We start from the raw sequence: 22,472 nt of genomic DNA, 5'->3' as shown, positions 1-22,472 counted from the left end.
TGATTCTCAGCTCCTCGCTGCTGTCGCGGACATCTCTGTCACGCTCGCGGGCAACTTCTCGATCCGGATGGCCGACGCCTTGAACTCGGCGGTGCCGGCGATGGGGCAGTTCGCCTCGATCGTCAGCTGGTTGGTGTCCACCTCGTCCGGGAAATGCATGGTCATGAACGCCAGCCCGGGACGGAGCCCCGGGTCGATCCACACCGGTGCCCGCACCGTGCCGCGCCGTGAGGAGATCTGGACCTCCTCGCCGACCTGGACGCCGTACTTCTCCGCGTCCTCCGGGCACAGCTCCACGTACTCGCCGCGGCGCATCGGGGAGGGGAAACTCCCGCTCTGCACACCGGTGTTGTACGAGTCGAGCCGGCGCCCGGTGGTGAGCCTGATCGGGTACTGCTCGTCCGTCAGATCCACCGGCGGGTCGTGCTCGACGATCCCGAACGGGGCGAGCCTGCCGCGCTTGGCGGGGTCCGCCTCCCACAACCTGCCGTGCAGATAGGTGGGTTCGAGCCGCTCGGTGTCGGGGCACGGCCACTGGATGCCGTGGTGCTCGACCAGCCGGTCGTACGTCATCCCGTAGTGGTCGGGCGACAGTTCGCGCAGCTCGTTCCAGACGGTCTCGGCGTCCGCGAACTTCCACGGGTGACCGAGCCTGGCGGCCAGGTCGCAGATGATGTCGATGTCCTCGCGCGCCTCGCCCGGCGGGTCGATCGCCTTGCGGACGCGCTGGACGCGGCGTTCGCTGTTGGTGGTGGTGCCGTCGGTCTCGCACCACGCCGCGGTGGCGGGCAGGATCACGTCGGCCAACTCGGCGGTCCTGGTGAGGAAGATGTCCTGCACCACCAGGAAGTCGAGCGCCTTGAGCCGGTCGACCGCCTGCTCGCTGTCGGCCTCGGACTGCGCGGGGTTCTCGCCGATGCAGTAGACGGCCTTGAGGTCGCCGGTCTCCATCGCCTCGAACATGTCGGTCAGGTTGAGGCCGTAGTGGGGCTGGATCACGGTGTCCCACGCGGTCTCGAACTTCTGCCGGATGTCAGGTTCGAGGATGTCCTGGAAGCCCGGCAGCCGGTTGGGGATGGCCCCCATGTCGCCGCCGCCCTGCACGTTGTTCTGCCCGCGCAGGGGCTGGACCCCGGAGCCGTACCGCCCGACGTGCCCGGTGAGCAGCGACAGGTTGATCAGCGCCCGGACGTTGTCCGTGCCGTTGTGGTGCTCGGTGATGCCGAGCGTCCAGCACAACTGGGCCCGCTCGGCGCGGGCGTAGGCGTGGGCGAGGTCGCGGATCGCCGCGGCGGGTACGCCCGTGACCTTCTCGGCCACACCGAGGGTCCACGGCTCGACCTCGGCCGCGTACTCCTCGAAGCCGGTGGTGGCCTGCTCGATGAACGCCTTGTTGTGCAGCCCGGCGTGGATGATCTCGCGGCCGACGGCGTGCGCCAGCGGGATGTCCGTGCCGACGTTGAGTCCCATCCAGCTCTCGGCCCACTCGGCCGTGGACGTGCGGCGGGGATCGACGGCGTACATCCGCGCGCCGTTCCTGATGCCCTTGAGCACGTGCTGGAAGAAGATCGGGTGCGCGAAGCGGGCGTTGGAGCCCCACATCACGATCAGGTCCGTGTGCTCGACCTCCTCGTAGGAGGAGGTGCCGCCGCCGGAGCCGAAGGCCGCGGAGAGGCCGGCGACGCTCGGTGCGTGACACGTGCGGTTGCAGGAGTCGACGTTGTTGGTGCCCATCACCACGCGCGCGAACTTCTGCGCGACGTAGTTCATCTCGTTCGTGGCACGGGCGCAGGAGAACATGCCGAACGCACCGCGTGCGGCACCCAGTCCGGCGGCTGCCCGGTCCAGTGCTTCCTCCCAGGTCGCCCGCCGGAACGGGCCGCCCTTCTCGTCCCGTACCAGCGGGTGTTCGAGCCTGGCGTAGGTCTTCGGCGTGCGATCCCGCCTTCTTGCGCTGCTTTTCACGCTGCGCTCCCTCATGAGTTCATGGCTTGTGGCCGCGCCATTGCATACAGTATCCCGACAGCTTGCGGGAAGCGGAAGTCTTGCGCCGGGGTTTTGTGTGACGGGGGAGTGCGGGGTCCGCCCGCCGGGCGGACCCCGCACTCCCCCCCGTTGAACGCTCCGGTCGCCCTAGGCGGCCACGCCCCGCGCCAGCAGGTCCGAGATGGCGTCGACCGTGCGGAGCGTCGGCACCTCGATGTCGCACATCGCGGCGAGTTCGACGACCGCCGCGAGCAGCACGTCGAGCTCCATCGGCTTCCCCTTCTCCAGGTCCTGGAGCGTGGAGGTCCGGTGGTCCCCGACCCGTTCCGCGCCGGCCAGCCGGCGTTCGACGGAGATGTCGGGGTGGCAGCCGAGTGCCTCGGCGACCTGGAGCGTCTCGGTCATCATCAGTTGGATGACCTCGCGTGTGCTGCGGTGCAGGCACATCTCCCGCATCGTGGCGCGGGTCAGCGCGCTGATGGGGTTGAAGGAGATGTTGCCGAGGAGCTTGATCCAGATCTCGTTGCGGAGTTCGGCCTCGACCGGACATTTGAGTCCGCCCGCCCGCATGGCCTCGCTGAACTCCTTGGTGCGCGGCGAGAGCGACCGGTCCGGCTCCCCGATGGAGAACCGGGTGCCTTCCAGGTGGCGTACGACTCCGGGCCCTTCCAGCTCCGTCGCCGCGTAGACCACACAGCCGATGGCGCGCTCCGGCGGCAGGACCGCGCTGACGGAGCCGCCGGGGTCGACGCTCTCGATACGGCGGCCGTCGTGCGGGCCGCCGTGCCGGTGGAAGTACCACCAGGGGATGCCGTTCTGCGCGGCGATGACCGCCGTGTGGTCCTGGAGCAGAGGCGCGATGAGCGGCCCGCACGCCGCGTACGAATTCGCCTTGAGGCCCAGGAACACATGGTCGACCGGCCCGATGTCGGCCGGGTCGTCGGTGGCGTGCACCCGCGCGGTCCAATCACCGCGCGGACTGAACACCCGGACTCCGTGCTGCCTCATGGCCGCCAGATGCGGTCCACGGGCGATGAGATGGACTTCGGCGCCTGCGCGATCCAGCGCGGCTCCGACATAGGCGCCGATCGCACCGGCGCCGACGACTGCGACTTTCACCGTGGGGCTCTCCGTTCGCTTTGAGGGTGTTGAGAGAAGCGTGGGAATCAGCGAAGAGACACATGTTGCCGACGATATATTGTCTACAGTATGGAATAACTGCCGACAAGACTTCTGTCGTCGGCATACGGTCGACCTGGAACAGGTAAAAGATCTTCCCAAACGGTGGGAACGGTTCCTAGAGTTCGCGACCATGACCCCACCACTCGCCCCGGTCGGCTGGAGCCGCTGGCTGGTACCCCCCGCCGCGCTCTCGGTGCACCTCTCGATCGGTCAGGCCTACGCCTGGAGCGTGTTCAAGCCGCCGCTGGAATCCGCTCTCGACCTCTCAGGCACCCAGAGCGCCCTTCCCTTCCAGCTGGGCATCGTGATGCTCGGCCTGTCCGCCGCCTTCGGCGGCACCCTCGTCGAACGCAACGGCCCACGCTGGGCGATGACCGTCGCCCTCATCTGCTTCTCGTCCGGCTTCCTGCTCTCCGCGCTCGGCGCCGCGACCGAACAGTTCTGGCTGATCGTCTTCGGCTACGGCTTCGTCGGCGGCATCGGACTCGGCATCGGCTACATCTCACCCGTCTCGACACTGATCAAGTGGTTCCCCGACCGGCCGGGGATGGCGACCGGCATCGCCATCATGGGCTTCGGCGGCGGCGCGCTCATCGCGTCGCCGTGGTCCGCGCAGATGCTGGAGTCGTTCGGCTCCAGCAGCGACGGCATCGCCAAGGCGTTCCTCGTACACGGCCTGGTCTACGCGGTGTTCATGCTGCTCGGTGTCCTGCTGATCCGTGTGCCACGCCCCGACGCGGCGCCGAAGGCGGCGCCCGCGCCCGCGTCGGCCCTGATAACCACCGCCCAGGTCTCCGCCAAGTCCGCCGTCCGCACACCGCAGTTCTGGCTGCTGTGGATCGTCCTCTGTATGAACGTCACCGCGGGCATCGGCATCCTGGAGAAGGCCGCGCCGATGATCACGGACTTCTTCGCCGACACCGGCACGCCGGTCTCCGTCTCGGCAGCGGCCGGTTTCGTCGCCCTGCTGTCGGCGGCCAACATGGCCGGGCGCATCGGCTGGTCGTCCACCTCGGACGTGATCGGCCGCAAGAACACCTACCGCGTCTATCTGGGCGTCGGCGCCCTGATGTATCTGCTGATCGCGCAGTTCGGCGACTCCTCGAAGCCGCTCTTCATCATCTGCGCGCTGGTGATCCTCTCCTTCTACGGAGGCGGCTTCGCCACCGTCCCCGCCTATCTCAAGGACCTGTTCGGCACCTACCAGGTGGGCGCGATCCACGGACGGCTGCTCACCGCCTGGTCGGCGGCCGGCGTCCTCGGCCCGCTCATCGTCAACCGGGTGGCCGACAGCCAGGAGGAGGCGGGCAAGAGCGGGCCCGGACTGTACGGGCTCTCGCTGACCATCATGATCGGGCTGCTCGTCGTCGGTTTCGTGGCGAACGAACTGGTCCGCCCCGTGCACCCGCGCCACCACCGGCCGGAGAACACCACCGGCACGGAGCCGGCAGAACCGAAGGAGGCCGCCGATGACCACAGCACCGGAGAGCGGGAGCGCAGTGCCTGAGTCCCGGCGAACCGCGCTGATCGTCTTCGCCTGGCTCTGGGTGGGTGTCCCACTCGCGTACGGTCTGTACGAACTCGTCCGCAAGGCCACCCAGCTCTTCACGGGCTGACTTCGGACGGCGCCGGATGATCCGGAGTCTCCAAGAGGAAGCAAAGAATCCTGTTGGGTCGGCTGCCCCCTTACTCGTGAGTCGCTGACGAGACTGGGAATCTCCTGACGTCGACCGAAAAGGAGGTCCCGGGCATGACCGGCACTCGTATCGCCGCGCTCGGGCACTACCAGCCCGCCCAGGTGCTCACCAACGACGACCTGGCGGGCATGGTCGACACCAGTGATGAGTGGATCAGGAGCCGCGTCGGCATCAGAACGAGGCATGTGGCCGGGCCCGACGAGCCCGTGGACGAGTTGGCGGCGCACGCCGCCGCCAAGGCGCTCGCCGCGGCCGGCCTCATGCCCACGGACATCGATCTCGTCCTGGTCGCCACGTCCACGGCGATCGACCGGTCGCCGAACATGGCCGCCCGCGTCGCCGCCCGGCTCGCCATGGGCTCACCGGCCGTGATGGACCTCAACGTGGTCTGCGCCGGCTTCACCCACGCGCTGGCCACCGCCGACCACGCCGTACGGGCCGGGGCGGCGACCCGCGCGCTGGTCATCGGCGCGGACAAGATGGCCGACGTCGCCGACTGGACCGACCGCTCCACCTGCGTCCTGCTCGGTGACGGCGCGGGCGCCGCGGTCGTCGAGGCGGTCAAGCCGGGCGAGGAGCCGGGCATCGGCCCGGTGCTGTGGGGCTCGGTCCCCGAGATGGGCAACGCCGTACGGATCGAGGGCACCCCGCCCCGCTTCGCACAGGAGGGCCAGTCGGTCTACCGCTGGGCCACCACCCAGCTCCCGCCGATCGCACGGAAGGTGTGCGAGCGCGCGGGCATCGCCCCCGAGGACCTGGCGGCCGTCGTCCTGCACCAGGCCAACCTGCGGATCATCGAACCCGTCGCCCAGAAGATCGGCGCGGTCAACGCGGTCGTCGCGCGCGACGTCGTGGACTCCGGCAACACCTCGGCCGCGTCCATCCCCATGGCGCTGTCCAAACTGGTGGAGCGCGGCGAGGTGGAATCCGGCGCTCCGGCGCTCCTCTTCGGGTTTGGCGGAAATCTCTCTTACGCCGGCCAGGTCATCCGCTGCCCCTGAGCGCTACGGTTCTCGGTAGACTGTAGACGATAGCCAATCGTTGCCGTCTTTTGCCGGGGACTTTGCCGTAGATCAGCCAGGAGGGGGACCGCATGTTGTCCGCAGGACTGCCGCAGGGCTCAGTGCCCAAACTCGAACGACCCGGACCGCTGCGCGAGCGCGTCTACGAGGCCCTGCTGGAGCTGATCACCGTCCGCCAACTGCGGCCGGGACAGCATCTGGTGGAGAGCGAACTCGCCGGTCATCTCGGCGTCTCCCGGCAGCCCGTGCGCGAGGCGCTCCAGCGGCTGAACACCGAGGGGTGGGTCGATCTCCGGCCCGCCCAGGGCGCTTTCGTCCACGAGCCGACCGAGGCGGAGGCGGACCAGCTGCTCTCGGTCCGTACGCTCCTGGAGGCCGAGGCGGCAAGGCTTGCGGCCGCGAATTCCGGCTCGGCCGGCATCGCGGCGCTCGAGGCGCTCTGCGCCAAGGGCGAGCAGTCGGTGGCCGACGACGACGTGGACCTCACGGTCGCGACGAACGCGGCGTTCCACGCGAAGGTGATGGAGCTGGCGGGGAACGTCGTCCTGGCGGAGCTCGCGGCGCAGGTGGACCGCCGGGTGCGCTGGTACTACACGCCGGTGGCGCGCCAGCGCGGCAAGCAGTCCTGGATCGAGCACCGGGCCCTGATCGCGGCGATCTCCGCACGCGACGAGCGGGCGGCGACGGAGGTCATGCGCGCCCACACGGAGCAGACGCGTTCCACGTACCACCACCGTGGGGACACCCAGGTCTGACCGATTCGCACGTGTGCAGTTGAAGAGCAAGGCGCCTCCGGCCGGTCGCGGAGGCGCCTTTCGTATGCCCGGCGACAGATGCCGAGGTGGCCGCCGCGAAACGCCTTTGTCCTGACTGTGGAGAAAGTTAGGAGCGATTCATGCTCAACTTCTTCCCACTCGGGGAAAGCGCTGCTACGTTCCCCTCGAAAGCCCGTCGAAACGAAACCGACGTAGCGACGCATCACAGAGCCGAGAGGCGGGGAGGGGCGCGTGAGACGTATGACCGCACGACCCGCGAACGCTCATCAGGCGCGACTGCTCCGGCTCTTGCGTGACGGTGGGCCCAACTCCCGCGCCCAGCTCGGTGATCAGGTCGACCTCTCCCGCTCCAAGCTCGCCGTGGAGGTCGACCGGCTGCTGGAGACCGGACTCGTCGTCGCCGACGGACTCGCCGCGTCGCGCGGTGGCCGCCGTTCCCACAACATCCGGCTCGCGCCCGCCCTCCGCTTCCTCGGGGTGGACATCGGCGCCACGTCCATCGACGTCGCCGTCACCAACGCCGAACTCGAAGTGCTCGGGCACGTCAACCACCCCATGGACGTCCGTGAGGGCCCGGTCGCCGTCTTCGAGCAGGTGCTCGCGATGGCCGCCAAGCTCAAGGCTTCGGGCCTCGCCGACGGGTACGACGGCGCCGGCATCGGCGTTCCCGGCCCGGTCCGCTTCCCCGAAGGTGTACCGGTCGCGCCGCCGATCATGCCCGGCTGGGACGGTTTTCCCGTACGCGAGGCGCTCAGCCAGGATCTGGGCTGCCCCGTCATGGTCGACAACGACGTGAACCTGATGGCGATGGGCGAGCAGCACGCGGGCGTCGCACGCTCCGTGGGCGACTTCCTCTGCGTCAAGATCGGCACCGGTATCGGCTGCGGCATCGTGGTCGGCGGCGAGGTCTACCGGGGCACCACCGGCAGCGCGGGCGACATCGGCCATATCCGGGTCGAGCCCGACGGGCGCGCCTGCGTCTGCGGCAACAGGGGTTGCCTGGAAGCCCACTTCAGCGGTGCCGCGCTGGCCAGGGACGCCGAGGACGCCGCCCGTACGGGCCGTTCCGCCGAACTCGCCGCGCGCCTCGAAGCGGCCGGCCGGCTCACCGCCGCCGACGTCGCCGTGGCCGCCGCGGCAGGCGACCCCACCGCCCTCTACCTCATCCGCGAGGGCGGCAACCGCGTCGGCCAGGTCATCGCCGGACTCGTCAGCTTCTTCAACCCGGGCCTTGTCGTGATCGGCGGCGGGGTGACCGGCCTCGGCCACACCCTGCTGGCCAGCGTCCGCACCCAGGTCTACCGCCAGTCGCTCCCGCTGGCCACCGGCAATCTCCCCATCGTGCTGGGGGAGTTGGGACCGACCGCCGGAGTCACCGGGGCGGCCCGCCTCATCAGCGACCACCTCTTCTCCCCGGCCTGACACCGGTATCCCCGGCGCCGGGCCGTACGGCACACGCTTCATCCGCACAACCGAAATAACAGCAAAAGACATAACAAAAGCATCACCGGTCACGGCGCCACCCAGCTCCCGGCGCCACGCGCATCACCCGCACCGAGCCGCACCACAGCACCGAGCCGCTCCACAGCAACGAGCCGCACCACCGCACCTCGCACCGCCCTGTTCCGCACGCCCGCAAGCCCGCTCACCGGCCGCATCCGCCGAGGGGATACGCCATGGCACCAGCACCACCCGAAGGCCACCTGCTCACCATGTCCGGCATCACCAAGCTGTTCCCGGGCGTCCGCGCCCTGGACGGCGTGGACCTGGAGGTCCAGGCAGGCGAAGTCCACTGTCTGCTCGGCCAGAACGGGGCCGGCAAGTCCACACTCATCAAGGTGCTCGCTGGCGCGCACCAGCCCGACGACGGTGTCATCACCTGGCGCGGCGAAGAGGTCCAGCTCAAGTCACCCATCGCGGCGATGAAGCTCGGCATCGCGACCATCTACCAGGAACTCGACCTCGTCGAGGGCCTGTCGGTCGCCGAGAACATCTTCCTCGGACATGAGCCGACCTCCGCCGGTTTCATCGTCAAGGGCGGCGAGGCCAGGACCGCCGCCACCGCGCTGCTCGCGCGGCTCGGCCACCCCGAGATCCCCGCGGGCCGGCAGGTCGGCGACCTCTCCGCCGCGCACCAGCAGATCGTCTCCATGGCCCGCGCGCTCTCCCACGACGTGCGCCTGATCGTGATGGACGAGCCGTCGGCGGCGCTCGACCCGGACGAGGTCGACAACCTCTTCCGTATCGTCGACACGCTCACCGCCGACGGTGTCGCCGTCATCTACATCTCCCACCGCCTGGAGGAGATCCGCCGGATCGGCGACCGGGTGACCGTCATCAAGGACGGCCGCACCGTGGCCGTGGGTCTGCCCGCGAAGGACACCCCGACCAGCGAGGTCGTCTCCCTGATGACCGGCCGGGAGGTCGCGTACGTCTTCCCCGACCGGCCCGCGGTCGCCGACGCCCCGCGGGGCGAGCCCGTGCTGCGGACCGAAGGACTCACCAGGGAGGGCGAGTTCGAACCGGTCGACCTCGAACTGCGGCCCGGCGAGATCGTCGGCCTCGCGGGACTCGTCGGCTCCGGACGCTCCGAGATCCTGGAGACCATCTTCGGCGCGCGCAAGCCCACGGCCGGCCGGGTGCTGGTCGACGGCCAGGAGCTCAAGCCCGGCAGCGTCCGCGCCGCCGTACGCGCCGGACTGGGCCTCGCCCCCGAGGAGCGCAAGGCCCAGGCCCTGCTGCTCATCGAGTCGGTCACCCGCAACGTGTCGGTGTCGTCGCTGTCCCGGTTCTCCAAGGGCGGCTGGCTCGACAGCTCCGGGGAGCGCAAGGCCGCCAGGGCCGCGACCCAGGAGCTCTCCCTGCGCCCCGACAACCCCGACGCGGTCATCCGCACCCTGTCCGGCGGCAACCAGCAGAAGGCGGTCCTGGCCCGCTGGCTGCTGCGCGGCTGCCGGGTCCTGCTTCTCGACGAACCCACCCGCGGTGTGGACGTCGGCGCGCGCGCCGAGCTCTACGCCGTGATCCGCCGCCTGGCCGACGAAGGCCTCGCCGTACTTCTCGTCTCCAGCGAGGTCCCCGAGGTCCTTGGCCTCGCCGACCGGGTGCTGGTGCTCCGGGAGGGCCGTGTCGTCCACACGTCACCGGCCCAGGAGCTGGACGAGCACCGTGTACTCGACCTTGTGATGGAAGGGAGCCCGACGCCATGAAACAGCCTGCCTCTGAGGCGCAGCAGGGCGGGCCCGAGGCCGCACCCGCCGCCGACGCCGCACCCGTGCCGCTGACCAAGCCCGCCGGAAAGACCCCGGGAGGGTCCAAGGGTCCGGCGCTCGGGCTGCGTCTCGATTTCCGTACGCTCTCGCTGCTCGGCGTGCTCGCCGCCCTGATAGTCGTCGGCGGTATCACCAAGCCCGAACAGTTCCTGGACACCAGCAACCTCCAGCTGGTGCTCACCCAGGCGTCGATCATCGGTGTCGTCACCGTCGGCATGACGTTCGTCATCACCAGCGGCGGCATCGACCTGTCGGTGGGCGCGATCGTGGCCCTGGCCTCGGTGTGGGCGACGACCGTGGCGACCCAGGAGTACGGCTTCGCCGGCATCCTGTTCACCGCGATCTTCGTGGGTCTGGCCTGTGGTCTGGTCAACGGAGTACTGATCGCGTACGGCGGCATGGCCCCGTTCATCGCCACCCTCGCGATCATGGCGTCCGCCCGTGGTCTGGCCCTCCAGATCACCGACGGCAACACGCAGATCGTCACCCTGAAGTCGGTGCTCGACCTCGGCGCCCGTGACTCGTACATCCTCGGGATCCCGCCGCTCGTCATCATCTTCGCGCTGGTGACCGTGGTCGGCTGGCTGCTGCTGAACCGTACGACCTTCGGCCGCCGCACCATCGCGGTCGGCGGCAACGCGGAGGCGACCCGGCTCGCCGGTATCGACGTCCGCAGGCAGCGGCTGTATCTGTACCTGTTCTCCGGGCTCTGCTGCGGTATCGCGGCCTTCATGCTGATCGTGCTCTCCGGCTCCGGCCAGAACACGAACGGAAACCTCTACGAGCTCGACGCCATCGCGGCGGCGATCATCGGCGGCACCCTGCTCAGCGGTGGCCGCGGCACGATCGTCGGCTCCGTGCTCGGTGTCCTGATCTTCACCACCATCACCAACATCTTCGCCCTCAACAACCTGCAGAGCGACGTCCAGCAGATCGCCAAGGGCGCGATCATCGTCGCCGCCGTACTGGTCCAGCGCCGCACGGCGCGCCACGGCGAGGCCTGACCTCGTTACCCCCGGGGCCCAGCCTCGTACCGCTTCCTACGCACCGCTTCCGACGTACCGCTCCATCCGCTCTCCTGAAGGGGACGAACCGCCATGCCAGAAACGAGCCGCAGAGGACTCCTGTTCGGCACCGCCGCGATTTCCGCGGGTGCCTTCCTCACCGCCTGCACCAGCAACGAGAAGGACGACGAGCCCGCGGCGAACAATGAGCCGGCGGCCGACGACAAGCCCGGCAAGCCGGTCACCATCGGCTTCGCGGGCCCCCAGGCCGACCACGGCTGGCTGAACGCCATCAACGACAACGCCCGTTCGCAGGCGAAGAAGTACTCGGACGTCACGCTCGACATCACCGAGGGCTCGAACGACACGGCCGCCCAGATCGGCCAGATCGATGCCCTGATCAACAAGAAGGTCGACGTCCTGGTGATCCTGCCGGCCGACGGCAAGGCCCTGACCCAGGCCGGTCTCAAGGCGATGCGCGCGGGCATCCCCGTCATCAACCTGGACCGCATCTTCGCCGACCCGCAGGCGTTCCGCTGCTACGTCGGCGGTGACAACTACGGCATGGGCGTCAACGCCGGCAACTACATCGGCGAGAAGCTGAAGGACAAGGCGAACGCCACCGTCATCGAACTCTCGGGCCCCGACAGCCTGGAGCTGACCCAGCAGCGCACCAAGGGCTTCGACGACGCGCTCAAGAACTACCCGAACATCAAGAAGGTCGCCCGTCAGGCGGCCGACTTCACCGTCGAGTCCGGCCAGGCCAAGATGGCCCAGCTGCTCCAGGCGCAGTCCAAGTTCGACGCCCTGTGGAACCACGACGACGACCAGGGTGTCGGCGCGCTGCGCGCCATCGACCAGGCCGGCCGTGACGGCTTCCTGATGGTCGGCGGCGCCGGTGCCAAGGCGGCGATGGACGCCATCAAGGCCGACAACAGTGTCCTGAAGGCGACCGTGCTGTACCCGCCGATCATGGCGTCGTCGGCGATCGACCTCGCCCGTGCGCTGGGCCAGGGCAAGGGCGTCAGCGGTCTGGCCGGTCTGGAGATCCCGGCCCAGGTCACCCTGTTCTCTGCGGTCGTCGACAAGACCAACATCGACGAGTACCTGCCCCAGGGATTCAGCTGACCGGCTCCGCCCGGCCTGACCCCCACACGCGCGAGAAGACGAGGAGTACTCCCTTATGACCAGCAGGGAAGCGTCGGAGAAGGAAGCCGGCGCACCGCCGCCACTCGGTATCGGCATGATCGGATACTCGTTCATGGGTGCCGCCCACTCGCAGGGCTGGCGCACGGCGGGACATGTCTTCGATCTGCCGATGCGGCCGGAACTCGCCGCCATCTGCGGGCGGGACGAGGCGGCCGTCGCCAAGGCGGCCGACAAACTCGGCTGGGCCGCCGCCGAGACCGACTGGCGGGACCTCATCGCGCGTGACGACGTGCAGCTGGTCGACATCTGTACGCCGGGGGACAGCCACGCGGAGATCGCCATCGCCGCGCTGGAGGCGGGCAAGCACGTCCTGTGCGAGAAGCCGCTGGCCAACTCGGTCGCCGAGGCCGAGGCCATGGTCCGGGCCGCCGAAGAGGCCCGGTCCCGTGGGCAGTTGGCCATGGTGGGCTTCAACTACCGGCGGGTGCCCGCCATCGCGTACGCCCGCCGGCTGATCGAGGAGGGCAGGCTCGGCGCGCTCCGGCATGTGCGGGTCACCTACCTCCAGGACTGGCTGGTCGACGCCGAGTTCCCCCTCACCTGGCGGCTCAAGCGTGAGCACGCGGGGTCGGGGGCGCTCGGCGACCTGGGCGCGCACATCGTGGACCTCGCACAGTTCCTCGCGGGGGAGCCGCTGGTCGGGGTCTCGGCGATGACCGAGACGTTCGTACGGGAGAGGCCGCTGCTCTCCGGGGCGTCGGCCGGTCTCTCGGCGTCCGGCGGCGCCGAGCTCGGCCCGGTCACCGTGGACGACGCCGCGCTGTTCACCGGGCGGCTCGCCTCGGGGGCACTGGCCTCCTTCGAGGCCACCCGGATGGCGGCGGGACGCAAGAACGCGCTGCGGCTGGAGATCAACGGCGAGCACGGCTCGCTCGCCTTCGATCTGGAGCGGCTCAACGAGCTGTCGTTCCACGACCAGTCGGAGCCCGCGGTCAGCGCGGGATTCCGGCGGATCCTGGTCACCGAGTCCGAGCACCCGTATCTGGAGGCCTGGTGGCCGCCGGGCCACGGGCTCGGCTACGAGCACACCTTCGTGCACCAGGCGAAGGATCTGGTCGAGGCGATCGCCGCCGGAACCGATCCCGCGCCCTCCTTCGCCGACGGCCTCCAGGTGCAGCGGGTCCTCGCCGCCGTGGAGGACAGCGCGGAGAAGAACGCCATCTACACACCCGTGCCGGCCCCGTCCGGAACCGAGTCCTGAGGGAAGGTCCGTATGCCACGCCCGTTCACGCTGTTCACCGGCCAGTGGGCCGATCTGCCACTGGAAGAGGTCTGCCGGCTCGCCCGTGACTTCGGTTACGACGGACTGGAACTGGCCTGCTGGGGCGACCACTTCGAGGTCGACAAGGCCCTCACCGACCCGGGCTATCTGGAGAGCCGCCACCAGCTGCTCGACAAGTACGGCCTCAAGTGCTGGGCGATCTCCAACCATCTGGTCGGCCAGGCGGTCTGCGACAGCATCATCGACGAGCGCCACCAGAACATCCTGCCGGCCCGGATCTGGGGCGACGGGGAGGCCGAGGGCGTACGCCAGAGGGCCGCGGCCGAGATCAAGGACACCGCGCGGGCCGCCGCTGCCTTTGGTGTCAACACGGTGATCGGCTTCACCGGTTCGTCCATCTGGCATCTGCTGGCGATGTTCCCGCCGGTGCCGCCCACCATGATCGAGCGCGGCTACGACGACTTCGCGGAGCGGTGGAACCCGATCCTCGACGTCTTCGACACCGAGGGTGTGCGCTTCGCCCACGAGGTGCACCCGGGCGAGATCGCGTACGACTACTGGACGACGAAGCAGGCGCTGGAAGCGGTCGACCACCGGCCCGCGTTCGGGCTGAACTTCGACCCGAGCCATTTCGTCTGGCAGGACCTGGACCCGACCGGATTCCTGTACGACTTCCGGGACCGGATCTACCACGTCGACTGCAAGGAGGCGCGCAAGCGTCTCGACGGCCGCAACGGCAGGCTCGGCTCGCATCTGCCCTGGGGCGACCCGCGGCGCGGCTGGGACTTCGTCTCGGCCGGGCACGGCGACGTGCCGTGGGAGGACGTCTTCCGCATGCTGGGGGCGATCAACTACGAGGGTCCGATCTCGGTGGAGTGGGAGGACGCCGGTATGGACCGGCTCGCCGGCGCCCCCGAGGCGCTCGCCGATCTGAAGCGGTTCGACTTCGACCGGCCGACCGCGTCCTTCGACGCGGCCTTCGGCGGCGGCGAATAGCAGGCCGGTACGGCCCGGCGGTGGAAGGTTCACCGCCGGGCCGTCAGGCATGCCCGGAAACGCTTTGTCCTGAGGCGGGAAAAAGTTGAACTTCCCCGCTGCGCAAGGGCTTTCCGTCTCGGACGAACAGGGTTACGGTCACTGAGATGTACAGGACATGTTGATCTCCGGTGCGACGGCGCGCTCCGGCGAGACAGCAGACCGAGAGCAACAGATGCGGGAACACGGGTGCTTGGACGAGCACTCCCCCCATCCCCCCACCCGAGGCGAGCGCAGCGCTCGCGCTGGCTGTCCCCTCGGACCCGCACGTACGACAGGCATTTCCGGAGGACTCTCGTGCACAGTCAACGACGTCCCAGAGGCCGAACATTTCTCGCGCTGCTGACCGGCGCCCTGCTCGCGGGGTCGACCCTCAGCGCCGTTCCGGCCACCGCCGCCGACCCTGGAAGACAGGCCGCCGCCCCCACGTTTCAGCAGGTGACCCTGGCCAAGGGTGCCGAAGAAGCAGGCGAGCCCATGACCCTCGCGGTCCTGCCGGACCGTCAGGTCCTGCACACCTCACGCGACGGCACACTCCGAATCACCGACGAGGGCGGCACCACCAAGGTGTCCGGCACCCTCGACGTCTACAGCCACGACGAGGAAGGTCTGCAAGGAGTCGGGATCGACCCCGGCTTCGCCCAGAACCGGGCGATCTACCTCTACTACGCGCCCAAGCTCGACACCCCCACGGGCGACGCGCCCGAGACGGGCACGGCCGCCGACTTCGCCCCCTTCGACGGGGTCAACCGGCTCTCGCGCTTCACGCTCAACGAGGACGGAACCCTCGACAAGGCGAGCGAGAAGAAGGTCATCGACGTCCCCGCCTCGCGTGGCACCTGCTGCCATGTCGGCGGTGACATCGCCTTCGACGCGGACGGCAACCTGTATCTGTCGACCGGCGACGACACCAACCCGTTCGCCTCCGACGGCTACAGCCCGATCGACGACCGGCCGAACCGCAACCCCGCGTTCGACGCCCGCCGTTCGGCCGGCAACTCCAACGACCTGCGCGGCAAGGTGCTGCGTATCAAGGTCGCGGACGACGGCTCGTACACCGTCCCCGAGGGCAATCTCTTCGCCCCGGGCACGGAGAAGACGAAGCCCGAGATCTACGCCATGGGCTTCCGCAACCCGTTCCGGATCTCCGTCGACAAGGAGACGGGCGTCGTCTACGTCGGCGACTACGGTCCCGACGCCGGCGCGGCCGACCCGGACCGCGGCCCGGCCGGCCAGGTCGAGTTCGCCCGCGTCACCGAGGCGGGCAACTTCGGCTGGCCGTACTGCACCGGCGACAACGAGCCCTTCAAGGACTACGACTTCGCCACCAACACCTCGGGCGCGGCCTTCGACTGCGCGGCGCCCAAGAACGACTCGCCGCACAACACGGGGCTGACCGAGCTCCCGCCGTCCCAGGCCGCCTGGATTCCGTACGACGGGAACAGTGTCCCGGAGTTCGGCGACGGCTCCGAGTCCCCGATGGGCGGTCCCGTCTACAACTACGACGCGGACCTCGACTCCCCGGTCAAGTTCCCCGAGGAGTACGACGGGAACTTCTTCGCCGGCGAGTTCGGCCGCAAGTGGATCAAGCGCATCGACCAGGGTGCCGACGGCACCGTCAACTCGATCAACGACTTCCCCTGGGCCGGCACCCAGGTCATGGACCAGGAGTTCGGCCCCGACGGCGCGCTCTACGTCCTGGACTACGGCACCGGCTACTTCGGCGGCGACGCGAACTCGGCGCTCTACCGCATCGAGAACGCCACCGAGGGGTACGCACCGGTCGCGGTGGCCGCGGCGGACAAGACCTCGGGCACCGGACCGCTGGAGGTGGCCTTCTCGTCGGAGGGCACCGAGGACGCGGACGGTGACGAGCTCACGTACGCCTGGGACTTCGGCGACGGGGGCACCTCCACCGACCCGAACCCGACCCACACCTTCGAGGAGAACGGCACCTACTCGGCGACCGTCACCGCGAAGGACCCGGGCGGGCTCACCGGCACCGCATCCGTCCAGGTCGTCGTCGGCAACACCGCACCCACGGTGAAGCTGGAACTGCCCGCGCCGGGCACACTGTTCGACTTCGGCGACGAGCTGCCGTTCAAGGTCACCGTGACCGATCCCGAGGACGGGGAGGACATCGACTGCTCCAAGGTCACCGTCCGCTACATCCTCGGCCACGACAGCCACGGTCACCCGATCACCTCGAAGACCGGCTGCGAGGGCACCATCACGGCGCCCGCCGACGCCGAACACGATCCCAACGCGAACATCTTCGGAGTGATCGACGCCGAGTACACCGACGGCGGGGGCGGCGGCCAGGCCGCGCTCACCGGTCACGGCCAGTCCGAGATCCAGCCGAGGCACCGTCAGGCGGAGCACGCCAACGACTCGTCGGGCACCACCGTCACCGATCGCGAGGGAGCCAACGGCGGCAAGACCGTCGGCGGTATCTCGGACGGCGACTGGATCTCCTTCGAGCCGTACCAGCTGGCGGGCGCGGCCAAGCTCACCGCGCGGGTCTCGTCCGGCGGTGCCGGCGGCACCCTGGAGGTGCGCGCGGGCGCGGCCGACGGGGACGTCCTCGGCACGGCCGAGGTGCCCGTCACCGGCGGCTGGACCACCTTCGATGACGTCGAGGTACCGCTCAGCGGCGCCCCGGCGGGGACGACCGATCTCGTCCTGAGCTTCAAGGGCGGCGAGGGCGACCTCTTCGACGTGGACGACTTCGAGATCACCGGGGACGCACCCGCCGAAGCGGGCGAGCGTGTCCTGGTCTTCTCCAAGACCGCGGGCTTCCGCCACGACTCCATCGAGGCCGGTACAGCGGCCCTGAAGGAGCTGGGGGAGTCCACCGACATCGCGGTCGAGTCCACGGAGGACGCGGGCGCGTTCACGGCGGGGAACCTCGCGAACTACGACGCGGTGGCGTTCCTGTCCACCACCGGTGACGTACTGAACGCCGAGCAGCAGACGGCGTTCGAGGAGTACGTCGCCGGAGGCGGCGGCTATCTGGGCATCCACGCCGCCGCCGACACCGAGTACGACTGGGAATTCTACGGAGGTCTGGTGGGGGCCTACTTCGACTCCCACCCGGCGATCCAGCCCGCCACCGTGAAGGTGGAGGACCACGAGCACCCGGCCACGGCCCATCTGGAGGACACCTGGGACCGTACGGACGAGTGGTACAACTACCGCACCAATCCCCGTGAACAGGCCCGGGTGCTCGCCTCGCTGGACGAGTCGAGCTACGAGGGCGGCACCATGGGCGGCGATCACCCGATCGCCTGGTGCCAGACGTACGACGGCGGCCGGTCCTTCTACACCGGGGGCGGCCACACCAAGGAGTCGTACGCCGAACCGGCCTTCCGTGACCATCTGCTCGGCGGCCTGAAGTACGCCGCCGGACAGGTCGAGGCCGACTGCACACCGGCCGGCTCCGAGCCGGACCCCGGGTACACGCCCATCTTCGACGGCGAGACGCTGGACGGCTGGAAGCAGGCCGGTCCTGGCAAGTTCGACATCGTCGACGGTGAACTGCGCTCCGAGGGCGGCATGGGTCTGCTCTGGTACGAGGCGAAGGAACTGTCCTCGTACTCGCTCAAGCTCGACTGGAAGATGGCCGGCGACGACAACTCCGGTGTCTTCGTGGGCTTTCCGGCCTCCGACGACGTCAACTCGGCCGTGAACAACGGCTACGAGGTCCAGATCGACGCCACCGACGCCGACGACCGCACCACGGGATCGGTGTACGGATTCCAGGCCGCCGACACCGAGGCCAGGGACAAGGCGCTCAAGCCGCCGGGTGAGTGGAACAGCTACGAACTCAGGGTCGAAGGGGAGCGCCTCCAGGTGTTCCTCAACGGGGTCGCGATCAACGACTTCACCAACACCGACCCGGCCCGGAGTCTGAAGGACGGCTACATCGGCCTGCAGAACCACGGCGCCGACGACCAGGTCTCGTATCGGAACATCCAGCTCAAGGAGGGGCCTACGTAGGCGTCACGGTGAGGTGACAGGGACGTGCCCGGCGGTGGTCAGCAACCATCGCCGGGCCGTCCGGCCTGCCATTTCTGCCTTTGTCCTCAACTGGGAAAAAGTTCAACCCAATTGCTGCGCAAGGTCTTTCCGGCGCGGACCAACCGGGCTAACGTCCAGCGAGATGTAGGGGACACGTTGCTGGCACAGGACGTACCTCAGGCACACGTCGAGAGGCACCACGCGTCCTCCCGGCACCCGCACGTACGAACAGCCCCACCCTCGGAGGACTTTCGTGCCCAGAAGACGTCATAGATCCAGATCCCTCCTCGCACTGATGGCCGGCGCTCTCGTCGCCGGCACCCTCGCCGTCGTCCCCGCCGCCGCCCACCCGGGCGAGCCCGAGCCGGCGGCCGACACCTTCCAGCAGGTCGCCCTCGCCAAGGGTGCCGACGAGGTGGGCGAGCCCATGTCGCTGGCGGTCCTGCCGGACCGTCAGGTCCTGCACACCTCGCGCGACGGAACGCTGCGTATCACCGACGCGGCCGGCGCCACCAAGGTCGCGGGCAAGCTCGACGTGTACACGCACGACGAGGAAGGTCTCCAAGGCGTCGGTATCGACCCCGACTTCGCGGAGAACCGCGCGATCTACCTCTACTACTCCCCGGTGCTCGACACCCCCGCCGGTGACGCACCCGAGACGGGCACGGCTGCCGACTTCGCCCCCTTCGACGGGTACAACCGGCTCTCCCGCTTCACGCTGAACGAGGACGGCACCCTCGACAAGGCCAGCGAGAAGAAGGTCCTCGACATCGAGACCAACCGCGGTCTCTGCTGCCACGTCGGCGGTGACATCGCCTTCGACGCCGACGGCAACCTCTACCTGTCGACGGGTGACGACACCAACCCCTTCGCCTCCGACGGCTACACGCCGATCGACGAACGCTCCAACCGCAACCCGGCCTTCGACGCCCGGCGTTCCTCCGGCAACACCAACGACCTGCGCGGCAAGGTCCTGCGGATCAAGGTCGCCGAGGACGGTTCGTACACCGTCCCCGAGGGCAACCTCTTCGCCCCCGGCACCGCGAAGACCCGCCCCGAGATCTACGGCATGGGTTTCCGCAACCCGTTCCGGATCAACGTCGACCAGAAGACCGGCATCGTCTACGTCGGTGAGTACGGCCCCGACGCGGGCGCGGCTTCCGAGACCCGTGGCCCGGCCGGCCAGGTCGAGTTCGCCCGGATGACCGAGGCCGGCAACTTCGGCTGGCCCTTCTGCACCGGCGACAACGACGCCTACCGCGACTACGACTTCGCGACCGGCACCTCGGGGCCCGCCTTCGACTGCGCGGCGCCGAAGAACGAGTCGCCGCACAACACCGGTCTCACCGACCTGCCGCCCGCCCAGGCCGCCTGGATCCCGTACAACGGGAACAGCGTCCCGGAGTTCGGCGACGGCTCCGAGTCCCCGATGGGCGGCCCGGTCTACAACTTCGACCCGGAGCTGGAGTCCGCGGCGAAGTTCCCCGAGGAGTACGACGGCGACTTCTTCGCCGGCGAGTTCGGGCGTGAGTGGATCAAGCGCATTGAGAAGGACGCGGACGGCACCGTCACCGGCATCCACGACTTCCCGTGGACCGGCACCCAGGTCATGGACATGGAGTTCGGCCCCGACGGCGCGCTCTACGTGCTCGACTACGGCCGCTCCTGGTTCGGCGGCGACGAGAACTCGGCGGTCTACCGCATCGAGAACATCGCCGACGGCCGGGCACCGGTCGCCGTGGCCGCCTCCAACAAGACGTCGGGTGTGGCGCCGCTGCGGGCGAACTTCTCCTCCGCGGGCACCACGGACGCGGACGGTGACGAGATCACCTACGCCTGGGACTTCGGCGACGGCGGCAAGTCCACCGAGCCCAACCCCAGCCACGTCTACAAGAAGAACGGCACCTACACCGCGACTCTGACCGCCACCGACCCCAAGGGCCACACCGGCAGCGCGTCCGTACGCGTGGTCGTCGGCAACACCGCGCCCAAGGTGACGCTCACCGTGCCCGCCGACGGCGCCCTCTTCAAGTTCGGCGACAAGCTGCCCTTCAAGGTCACGGTCACTGATCCTGAAGACGGCGCTTCCGGCCCGATCGACTGTGACAAGGTCACCGTCAACTACATCCTCGGCCACGACAGCCACGGCCACCCGATCACCTCGGCCAAGGGCTGCGAAGGCACCATCACCGCCCCGGCGGACGGCGAGCACGACCCCAACGCCGACATCTTCGGTGTCATCGACGCCGAGTACACCGACGGCGGAGGCGGCGGCCAGGCCGCGCTCACCACGCACGACCAGGTGCAGCTCCAGCCCCGCCACCGGCAGGCCGAGCACTTCACCAACTCGTCGGGTGTCAACACCTTCGACAAGGCGTCGGCCAACGGCGGCAAGACCGTCGGCGACATCAGCAACGACGACTGGATCTCCTTCAAGCCGTACAACCTGACCGGGTCCAAGACCCTCACCGCCCGGATCTCCTCCGGCGGCGCGGGCGGATTCCTCGAAGTGCGTACGGGCTCCGCCACCGGCAAGCTCCTCGGCTCCGCGCCGATCCCGGTGACCGGCAGCTGGGACACCTTCCAGGACATCGACGTACCGCTGCGCTCGGTACCGAAGGCCACCACGGAGCTGTTCCTCGTCTTCAAGGGCGGCGAGGGCGCGCTCTACGACGTCGACGACTTCGAGATCAGCGACCAGGCGGCCGGCCGCACCGAGAAGCGGGTCCTCGTCTTCTCCAAGACCGCCGGGTTCCGTCACGACTCCATCGAGGCCGGCACAGCGGCCCTGAAGGAGCTGGGCAAGACCAGCAACATCACGGTCGACTCCACCGAGACCGGGGCGCAGTTCACCACGAACAACCTCGCCCGGTACGACGCGGTGGTCTTCCTCTCCACCACCGGTGACGTCCTCAACCCCGAGCAGCAGAAGGCCTTCGAGTACTACATCTCCACCGGCGGTGCCTACATGGGCGTCCACGCCGCGTCGGACACCGAGTACGACTGGGCCTACTACGGCAAGCTCGTCGGCGCCTACTTCTCCGGTCACCCGCAGATCCAGCAGGCCACCGTCCGGGTCGAGGACAAGGCCCACCCGGCCACCGCCCACCTGGACGACGAGTGGCAGCGCACGGACGAGTGGTACAACTACCGCGACAACCCGCGCTCCGACGTGCGTGTCCTCGCCACCCTGGACGAGACCACCTACCAGGGCGGCACCATGAAGGGCGACCACCCGATCGCCTGGTGCCAGACGTACGAGGGCGGCCGGTCCTTCTACACGGGAGGCGGCCACACCAAGGAGTCGTACGCCGACCCGGCCTTCCGTGAGCACCTGCTGGGCGGTCTGCGCTACGCGGCCGGCCAGGTGAAGGCCAACTGCAAGCCGAACACCGGCTACCGCAGCATCTTCAACGGCAAGACCCTGGAAGGGTGGAAGCAGGCCGGTCCGGGCAAGTTCAACATCGGTGGCGGCGAACTGCACACCGAGGGCGGCATGGGCATGCTCTGGTACCAGGCCAAGCAGCTCGGCTCGTACTCGCTGAAGATGGACTGGAAGATGGACGGGGACGACAACTCCGGTGTCTTCATCGGCTTCCCGGCCTCCGACGACCCCTGGTCGGCCGTCAACAACGGCTACGAGATCCAGATCGACGCCACGGACGCGGCGGACCGCACCACCGGTGCCATCTACACCTTCAAGTCGGCCAACATCAAGGCCAGGGACCAGGTTCTGCGGCCTCCGGGCCAGTGGAACAGCTACGAGATCAAGGTCCAGGGTGAGCGGGTCCAGGTCATCCTCAACGGAGTCAAGATCAACGACTTCACCAACACCGATCCGGCGCGCAGCCTGAAGGACGGCTACATCGGCATCCAGAACCACGGTGCCGACGATCAGGTCGCGTTCCGCAACATCCAGCTGAAGGAACTGGCCTCCTAGCACCAACCAGGAGGACCACCCGGCCTCCTGGCCCAGTCCAGGAGGCCGGCCGCCAGCCGGCGGCGGGCGGGGAGGCGCCGTACCCCCCGCCCGCCGTCCACCAACCC

14 protein-coding genes are annotated in these 22,472 nt (G+C 69.0%); 12 read left to right on the top strand and 2 right to left on the bottom strand.

Annotation, left to right across the window (positions count from 1 at the left end):
• Positions 1 to 6 precede the first annotated feature (6 nt).
• Positions 7 to 1,980 (bottom strand): molybdopterin oxidoreductase family protein, encoded by a 1,974-nt coding sequence (locus OIE74_RS06195; protein ID WP_329379228.1) that lies wholly within the window; start codon positions 1,978 to 1,980, stop codon positions 7 to 9.
• 153 nt (positions 1,981 to 2,133) lie between these two features.
• Positions 2,134 to 3,105 (bottom strand): 2-dehydropantoate 2-reductase, encoded by a 972-nt coding sequence (locus OIE74_RS06190; RefSeq protein ID WP_329379226.1) that lies wholly within the window; start codon positions 3,103 to 3,105, stop codon positions 2,134 to 2,136.
• A gap of 193 nt (positions 3,106 to 3,298) precedes the next feature.
• Between OIE74_RS06190 and OIE74_RS06185 the strand changes: the two genes are divergently transcribed.
• The 12 genes from OIE74_RS06185 (at position 3,299) to OIE74_RS06130 (ending at position 22,365) form a co-directional block, all read left to right on the top strand.
• Positions 3,299 to 4,675 (top strand): L-lactate MFS transporter, encoded by a 1,377-nt coding sequence (locus OIE74_RS06185; RefSeq protein WP_329379224.1) that lies wholly within the window; start codon positions 3,299 to 3,301, stop codon positions 4,673 to 4,675.
• Positions 4,638 to 4,784 carry an MFS transporter small subunit gene (locus OIE74_RS06180; RefSeq protein ID WP_329379222.1) on the top strand — a complete coding sequence of 49 codons (147 nt, stop codon included), beginning with the start codon at positions 4,638 to 4,640 and terminating at the stop codon, positions 4,782 to 4,784. The genes OIE74_RS06185 and OIE74_RS06180 overlap by 38 nt, the downstream gene beginning before the upstream one ends.
• A 134-nt stretch (positions 4,785 to 4,918) precedes the next feature.
• Positions 4,919 to 5,866 carry a beta-ketoacyl-ACP synthase III gene (locus tag OIE74_RS06175; protein ID WP_329379220.1) on the top strand — a complete coding sequence of 316 codons (948 nt, stop codon included), beginning with the start codon at positions 4,919 to 4,921 and terminating at the stop codon, positions 5,864 to 5,866.
• A 92-nt stretch (positions 5,867 to 5,958) separates the two neighbouring features.
• Positions 5,959 to 6,642, top strand: coding sequence for a GntR family transcriptional regulator (locus OIE74_RS06170; protein WP_329379218.1), 684 nt, complete (start codon positions 5,959 to 5,961; stop codon positions 6,640 to 6,642).
• 261 nt (positions 6,643 to 6,903) lie between these two features.
• The gene (locus OIE74_RS06165) at positions 6,904 to 8,085 is read left to right on the top strand and encodes an ROK family transcriptional regulator (RefSeq protein ID WP_329379216.1); all 1,182 of its coding nucleotides are present in this window, start codon (positions 6,904 to 6,906) and stop codon (positions 8,083 to 8,085) included.
• Between the two features lie 254 nt (positions 8,086 to 8,339).
• The gene (locus OIE74_RS06160) at positions 8,340 to 9,872 is read left to right on the top strand and encodes a sugar ABC transporter ATP-binding protein (protein WP_329379214.1); all 1,533 of its coding nucleotides are present in this window, start codon (positions 8,340 to 8,342) and stop codon (positions 9,870 to 9,872) included.
• Complete coding sequence (locus OIE74_RS06155) at positions 9,869 to 10,939, top strand: ABC transporter permease (protein ID WP_329379212.1); 1,071 nt, start codon at positions 9,869 to 9,871, stop codon at positions 10,937 to 10,939. Before OIE74_RS06160 ends, OIE74_RS06155 begins: the two co-directional genes overlap by 4 nt.
• A 93-nt stretch (positions 10,940 to 11,032) precedes the next feature.
• Positions 11,033 to 12,067, top strand: coding sequence for a substrate-binding domain-containing protein (locus tag OIE74_RS06150; RefSeq protein ID WP_329379210.1), 1,035 nt, complete (start codon positions 11,033 to 11,035; stop codon positions 12,065 to 12,067).
• Between the two features lie 55 nt (positions 12,068 to 12,122).
• Positions 12,123 to 13,349, top strand: coding sequence for a Gfo/Idh/MocA family protein (locus tag OIE74_RS06145; RefSeq protein ID WP_329379208.1), 1,227 nt, complete (start codon positions 12,123 to 12,125; stop codon positions 13,347 to 13,349).
• 12 nt (positions 13,350 to 13,361) lie between these two features.
• Positions 13,362 to 14,366, top strand: a complete 1,005-nt coding sequence (locus OIE74_RS06140; RefSeq protein ID WP_329379206.1) for a sugar phosphate isomerase/epimerase family protein — start codon at positions 13,362 to 13,364, stop codon at positions 14,364 to 14,366.
• 336 nt (positions 14,367 to 14,702) lie between these two features.
• Positions 14,703 to 18,404 carry a ThuA domain-containing protein gene (locus OIE74_RS06135; protein WP_329379205.1) on the top strand — a complete coding sequence of 1,234 codons (3,702 nt, stop codon included), beginning with the start codon at positions 14,703 to 14,705 and terminating at the stop codon, positions 18,402 to 18,404.
• Between the two features lie 316 nt (positions 18,405 to 18,720).
• Positions 18,721 to 22,365, top strand: coding sequence for a ThuA domain-containing protein (locus OIE74_RS06130; RefSeq protein WP_329379204.1), 3,645 nt, complete (start codon positions 18,721 to 18,723; stop codon positions 22,363 to 22,365).
• The last annotated feature ends 107 nt before the right edge of the window (positions 22,366 to 22,472 follow it).

It is taken from the genome of Streptomyces sp. NBC_01716 (assembly GCF_036248275.1).
Taxonomy (GTDB): domain Bacteria; phylum Actinomycetota; class Actinomycetes; order Streptomycetales; family Streptomycetaceae; genus Streptomyces.
Note: the sequence above shows the minus strand (reverse complement) of the source record. Positions and strands in the feature narration are given on the sequence as shown.